Origin of the sequence: Cohnella thermotolerans DSM 17683 (assembly GCF_000429825.1) — a bacterium.
In the GTDB taxonomy this organism is placed as follows: domain Bacteria; phylum Bacillota; class Bacilli; order Paenibacillales; family Paenibacillaceae; genus Cohnella; species Cohnella thermotolerans.
Map to the genome: position 1 here is coordinate 55,701 of NZ_AUCP01000039.1, position 6,242 is coordinate 61,942.

Annotated in this window: 5 protein-coding genes; all 5 read left to right on the forward strand. The window is 60.3% G+C overall.

Annotation, left to right across the window (positions count from 1 at the left end; genetic code table 11):
• Nucleotides 1-83: 83 nt before the first annotated feature.
• Nucleotides 84-1,868, forward strand: coding sequence for an ATP-dependent protease LonB (gene lonB, locus G485_RS25540; RefSeq protein ID WP_035155208.1), 1,785 nt, complete (start codon nt 84-86; stop codon nt 1,866-1,868).
• Nucleotides 1,869-2,021: 153 nt separating this feature from the next.
• Nucleotides 2,022-4,457, forward strand: a complete 2,436-nt coding sequence (lon, locus tag G485_RS25545; protein WP_035155211.1) for an endopeptidase La — start codon at nt 2,022-2,024, stop codon at nt 4,455-4,457.
• 18 nt (nt 4,458-4,475) lie between these two features.
• Nucleotides 4,476-5,120: a ribosome biogenesis GTP-binding protein YihA/YsxC gene (yihA, locus tag G485_RS0107630; protein ID WP_027092075.1), complete on the forward strand. Its 645-nt coding sequence runs from the start codon at nt 4,476-4,478 to the stop codon at nt 5,118-5,120.
• A gap of 153 nt (nt 5,121-5,273) precedes the next feature.
• Nucleotides 5,274-5,861 (forward strand): hypothetical protein, encoded by a 588-nt coding sequence (locus G485_RS0107635; RefSeq protein ID WP_027092076.1) that lies wholly within the window; start codon nt 5,274-5,276, stop codon nt 5,859-5,861.
• Nucleotides 5,862-5,993: 132 nt separating this feature from the next.
• Nucleotides 5,994-6,242, forward strand: a 249-nt coding sequence (locus G485_RS28870) for a transposase zinc-binding domain-containing protein (protein ID WP_420805735.1), incomplete at its 3' end; no start/stop codon positions are given.

The following is a 6,242-nucleotide window of genomic DNA, read 5'->3' on the forward strand; positions in this document are numbered from 1 at the left end:
ACCAAGTATGAGCCCGGGTACCGGTTTTTTTGCGCCGTTCCAGAGGTCGGCCAACACGGGACGGTACGGAAAGGATGGATCGTATGACGCTCAGCACTTTGCTTATGTTGGTGCAAGTTTTTTTTGCCGTGGTTATCGGCGTATATTTCTGGAATCTTCTGCGCAATCAGAAAAATAACCGTACCGCCGTCGATCGGGAATCGCGCAAGGAGATGGATAAGCTCCGTAAGCTGCGGTCCATCTCGCTGACGAAGCCGCTCGCCGAGAAGACGCGGCCCGTCTCGATGAACGATATCGTCGGCCAGAAGGAAGGGCTGCGCGCGCTGAAAGCGGCTCTCTGCAGCAGCAATCCGCAGCACGTTATCGTCTACGGCCCTCCCGGCGTAGGGAAGACGGCGGCCGCACGCGTCATTCTGGAGGAGGCGAAGCGCAATCCGTCTTCGCCGTTCCGGCTGGACGCCAAATTTACCGAGATCGACGCCACGACGGCCCGGTTCGACGAGCGGGGCATCGCCGACCCGTTGATCGGCTCGGTGCACGACCCGATCTACCAGGGCGCGGGGGCGATGGGCGTCGCGGGCATTCCCCAGCCGAAGCCCGGAGCGGTAACGAAGGCGCACGGAGGCATTCTCTTTATCGACGAGATCGGCGAGCTTCACCCGATTCAACTGAACAAGCTGCTGAAAGTGCTCGAAGACCGCAAGGTGTTCTTGGAAAGCGCGTATTATCACGCCGAAGACGCGAATATTCCGCTGTACATTCACGATATTTTCCAGAACGGCTTGCCGGCAGACTTCCGCCTCGTCGGAGCGACGACCCGCTCGCCGAGCGAGCTGCCGCCGGCGCTGCGGAGCCGGTGCATGGAAGTTTACTTCCGGCCGCTTCTTCCCGAAGAGATCGGCCAGATCGCGGAGAATGCGATCTCCAAGATCGGCTTCCCGCCGCAGCCCGATGCGGTGGAGGTCGTCAAGCACTACGCGACGAACGGCCGGGAAGCGGTGAACATGATCCAGCTGGCGGCCGGGCTGGCGCTGTCCGAGAACCGCCAAGGGCTGACAGCCGCCGACGTCGAATGGGTCGCGAACAGCAGCCAGCTGCCGCCGCGCCCGGATCGCAAAGTGCCGGCGGAGCCGCAAGTCGGCCTCGTCAACGGCCTGGCCGTCTACGGGCCGAGCATGGGAGCCTTGCTGGAAATCGAGGTTACCGCGATTCCCGCTTCCGCCGGCAAAGGCTCGTTCACGATTACCGGCGTGGTGGAGGAGGAAGAGCTCGGCGGCGGCCAACGTACGCTGCGCCGCAAGAGCATGGCCAAAGGCTCGGTGGACAACGTCCTGACGGTGCTCCGCCGCTGCGGCCTCCATCCGGAGAACTTCGACCTGCACATTAACTTCCCCGGCGGAACGCCCGTCGACGGACCGTCCGCCGGCGTCGCGATGGCCGTCGCGATCGCTTCGGCCATGACGGGCCGCCCGGTCGACAACAAGCTCGCGATGACCGGGGAGATCAGCATCCACGGCAAGATCAAGCCGGTCGGGGGCGTTGTGGCGAAGGTCGAAGCCGCGTTCCAGGCGGGAGCGGAGACGGTGATCATTCCGAAGGAGAACTGGCAGGCGATCTTCGAAGGCTTGGAAGGCGTGACGGTCGTCCCGGCCGAGAACATCGAGGAGGTGTTCGCAAGAATTTTCGGCGAACAGCTTGCGCCCCTCGAGGTGGAGAACGCAGAACGCCCGCTTCCCGCCGAAGCCTTCGCCGCCGCGCCCGTATCGGTTCTCCACGCCGGAAGCATCGGGCTGGAGCCGCAGAAGCAGCCGCATTTTCCGACCGGAAACCACGCTTCTCCGAATCCCGGGGCCCCGGTGTCGGGCTGAACGCCGCGGCCGGGGATCTATCGATCGCAATGTCGGCGCCGTCCTTCGGGCGGCGCTACTTTTGTGTCCGTTTTGCGGCGCGTGGTAACATTTGATACAATGACTGGAGTACTTGTTTGACGATTCACATGACATCCATGGAGGTGCCGGATCATGGGTTCGAACAAATCGAAAAGCCGTTCTCTGCCCCTTCTTCCCTTGAGAGGGCTTCTGGTATACCCCAGCATGGTTCTTCACCTGGACGTAGGCCGGGAGAAGTCGATCAAAGCGCTGGAGCAGTGCATGGTCGACGACCACATGATCCTGCTGTGCTCGCAATCGGAAGTGAACATCGAGGAGCCGACCCAGGAAGACATCTATCGCGTCGGCACGATTGCCAAAGTCCGCCAAATGCTCAAGCTCCCCAACGGAACGATCCGCGTGCTCGTCGAAGGCGTCGTCCGTGCGGAGATCGAACAATATTTGCCTAACGACAACTACTACGAAGTGGTCGCCCGCGAGCTGCCCGAGCTGATAAGCGGGGATTCCGAGCTGGACGCGCTCATGCGAGCGGTGCTCGGCCAATTCGAGCATTACATCAATCTGTCCAAGAAAGTGACGCCGGAGACGCTTGCCGCCGTAGCCGACATCGAGCAGCCGGGCCGTCTCGCCGACGTCATCACGAGCCATCTGTCGCTCAAAATCAAGGATAAGCAGGAGATTCTCGAGACCGTCGACGTGCGCGAACGGCTGGAGAAGCTGCTCGACTTCCTGAACAATGAGCGCGAAGTGCTGGAGCTGGAGCGCAAGATCAGCCAGCGCGTCAAGAAGCAGATGGAGAAGACGCAGAAGGAGTACTACCTTCGCGAGCAGATGAAGGCGATTCAGAAGGAGCTCGGCGAGAAGGAAGGCCGCGCCGGCGAGGCTGAAGAGCTTCGCAACCAGCTGGCGGAAGCGAAGTTGCCGGAGAAGATCGCCGCCAAGGTGGAGAAGGAGATCGACCGGCTCGAGAAGATGCCCGCTTCTTCCGCGGAGGGAGCCGTCATCCGCACTTATGTGGAATGGATTCTCGCTTTGCCCTGGAACAAGGAAACCGAAGACCACCTGGACATCGCCAAAGCGCAAGAGCTTCTGGACGCGGAGCACGCCGGCCTCGACAAGCCGAAGGAGCGCGTGCTTGAATATTTGGCCGTCCAACAGCTTGTCAAGAAGCTGAAAGGCCCGATTCTCTGCCTTGTCGGCCCCCCAGGGGTCGGCAAGACGTCGCTTGGCCGCTCGGTCGCCAAGTCGCTCGGCCGCGAATTCGTCCGCATCTCGCTGGGCGGGGTGCGCGACGAAGCGGAAATTCGCGGGCACCGCCGGACTTACGTCGGCGCCATGCCGGGCCGCATCATCCAGGGCATGCGCACGGCGGGGACGATGAACCCGGTGTTCCTGCTCGACGAGATCGACAAGATGGCGATGGATTTCCGCGGCGATCCCGCCTCGGCGATGCTCGAGGTGCTCGATCCGGAGCAGAACGCCACGTTCAGCGACCACTACATCGAGATGCCGTTCGACCTGTCCAAGGTCATGTTTATTACGACGGCCAACGCCGTTCATCAAATTCCGAGACCGCTGCTCGACCGGATGGAAGTGCTCTACATTCCGGGCTACACCGAGCTCGAGAAGCTGGAGATCGCCCGCAAACATCTGCTGCCGAAGCAGAAGCGCGACCACGGCCTCTCCGAAGAGCAGCTCTCGATCGACGACGGCACGCTCATGCAGCTGATCCGCGACTATACCCGGGAATCGGGCGTGCGCAATCTGGAGCAGCAACTGGCGGCCATCTGCCGCAAAACGGCGAAGCGGATCGTCGCCGATCCTTCTTCGGCACCGGTCGTCGTGGACGGCGACCTGCTGAAGGAGTTCCTCGGGCCGGCCAAGTTCCGCTACGGTATGGCCGAGCTGGAGGATCAGGTCGGCGCCGTGACCGGCCTCGCCTGGACCGAAGTCGGCGGCGACACGCTCGTCATCGAAGTGACCGTCATGCCGGGCAGCGGCAAGCTGACGCTGACCGGGAAGCTCGGAGACGTCATGAAGGAATCCGCCCAGGCCGCGTTCAGCTATATCCGCAGCCGGGCGAAGGAATGGGGCATCGATCCCGCGTTCCATGAGAAAAACGACATTCATATTCATATTCCCGAAGGGGCCATCCCGAAGGACGGACCGTCGGCGGGCATTACGATGGCCACCGCCCTCGTCTCGGCGCTCACCGGCCTCCGCGTCAACCGCGAGGTGGCGATGACGGGAGAGATTACGCTCCGCGGCCGCGTGCTTCCGATCGGCGGCCTGAAGGAGAAATCGCTCGCCGCCCACCGGGCCGGCATCAAGAAGGTGCTCATGCCGAAGGACAACGAGCGCGATCTGCGCGAAATCCCGGACAGCATCAAGGCGGATATGATGTTCGTTCCGGTCGCCAGCATGGACGAGGTGCTCCGGCATGCGCTGTCCGATCCGCTGCCGCAGCGGCCGTCGGACGAAGACGACGAGCCGGCGTTCGCCGCCGAGAACATCCCGACGTCCGAAGCCGGAGAGCCGGAGGACGTTCCGCCGCTCGGCACCCATTGACAGGAGAATCGACCGCTTATGAAGATCAAATCCAGCGAATTTGTCATCAGCGCCGTCGGCCCCAAGCAATACCCGGACGAAGGATTGCCCGAGGTGGCGCTTGCGGGCCGCTCGAACGTCGGCAAATCGTCGCTGATCAACCGGATGCTGCTGCGCAAGAATCTGGCGCGCACGAGCTCCCAGCCGGGCAAAACGCAGCAGCTCAACTATTACCGCATCAACAACGAGTTGTTTTTCGTCGACGTTCCGGGCTACGGCTACGCGAAAGTATCCCGCACGGAGCGCGAGGCGTGGGGCCGCATGATCGAGCATTATTTGCGCCATCGCGAGCCGCTGCGCCTCGTCATTCTGCTCGTCGACTTGCGCCATCCGCCGTCCGCCCTCGACGTATCGATGTACGAGTGGCTGTCCCACTACGGCATTCCGCTTTGCGTCGTCGCCACGAAGGCGGACAAATTGGGCAAAAGCCAGCTGCCTAAGCACGCCAAGCAGGTGCGCGAGACGCTCGGCATGCCCAAGGATCAGCCGCTTGTCCTCTTCTCGTCCGAGACGGGCATGGGAAGGGACGAATTATGGAGCATTATCGAGCAAGCGGCCGATTTGCCCGCAATCTCCCCCTCGGAACCGCAGAATGACCCGCAGGAAAGCGAGGATAACGAGTAAAAGCTCGCGAAGATTCCGGCAGGCATCGTTTTTTTCGCTTATATCCGGGAATATCGCGGTTGGCCGGCAGGAAACCCCTTTGGAATTATCGTATAATGAAGAGGAAACAAGAAACAGTCACCTTCGCAACAAAATGGAATTGAGGAGATTTCTATGGCTAAGCGAATAGCCACGGAGTATGTCAGCGCCAATTTTAAAGTGACGGAAGCCGAGATGCCGATTCTTATTTCTCTATGCGAAGCTCAGCAGTTGCGTCTGCAAGTGTTCGTGTTGGATAACGGTAATCACGAGGTCGTCCTTCAAGACGAAGCCGGAGAAGCGGTCCGTCTCCGTTTCGAACGCAGCCGCGAAGGGTACGTTTGCGACTTGTCCTGCCGGGTCGTGCAGCTCAACTTGACCAACGCGCTGCGCACGCTGGTGGCCACTTTCAAAGGGGACGCCGTCGTCAATCGCATTTATCAAGGTTTTACGATGGTGTACCACTATTTGGAAGGCAAGGTTATCCGAATCGTCGAGAGCAAAGGAGATCAATTACGTACCGTATTCGAGCACCGGGACACGCTTGGGGAGCTGGAAGCGCAATTCAAGCGGCGTTCGGTGGAGGAAGAGATCGGGATTTTGCGGCGGGCGGTGAACGAGCTGCTCGATCTGCGGAATCAGACGGCGCATCCCGAACAGATCGCGGACATCGACGAACGGCTGAAGCATCACAGCCGCTTGCTCTTCGCGTTGGAAGCGTGAATCTCCAATAGGCCTGTTTATCGGTTTAAGCCTGCCGGGCGTCCGGCGGGTTTTTTTGACATTATAGAATTTATAAATTTTGGGGTGGGAGCAGGTCTTCCGCCTGATTTCTGTTTTTGGTAAGGTTAGGATATGGAGACGAACATCTTGAAACGAATCTTCTTTGATGAGCGAGGGCACTGGGATCGGTTTGTGGCAAAACATGGTGGCAAGCTGCGTGCCAATGTGCGGAAAGAAGTAGAGAAGTTCCGTCGATGCGGGGATCCCAGAAACGGTTTTAAGCTGATGGTATGTGAAGGATGTCATGACCTACGGCTCGTTCCGTATCGTTGTAAAGGAAGATTCTGTACGACCTGTTCATGCGGAGAAACAGAGGAATGG